This window comes from Actinoplanes sp. KI2 (genome assembly GCF_025630775.1).
GTDB lineage: Bacteria > Actinomycetota > Actinomycetes > Mycobacteriales > Micromonosporaceae > Actinoplanes.
The window spans coordinates 1-320 of record NZ_JAOSZE010000181.1 but is presented as its reverse complement, the minus strand read 5'-3'; the positions used below and the strand labels follow the sequence as shown (position 1 = coordinate 320).

Below are 320 nucleotides of genomic sequence, written 5' to 3'. Positions count from 1 at the left end.
CCGGGCGGGGCGTTGTGGCATTTCTGGTATGACGGCGGCTGGCATTCCACCAGCCTGGGCGGTTCCATCGCCGACAGCCCGACCGCGTACTTCGCCGCTGGTCAGCATCACGTCTACGTGCGTACGCCCGGCGGGTCGTTGTGGCATTTCTGGTACGCCGACGGCTGGTCCTCCGCCGCCCTCGGCGGTTCCATCACCGGCACCCCGACCGGCTACTACGCCGCCGGCCAGAACCACGTGTACGCCCGCGGCACCAGCGCCACCCTCTGGCACTGGTGGTACACCGACACCTGGAACTCCGCCAACCTCGGCGGCACCCT

The 320-nt window shown here is 69.4% G+C and carries 1 pseudogene; it reads left to right on the top strand.

What is annotated here, in order from left to right:
* A pseudogene (locus tag ODJ79_RS46870) lies at positions 1–320 on the top strand (hypothetical protein); the annotation flags it as partial.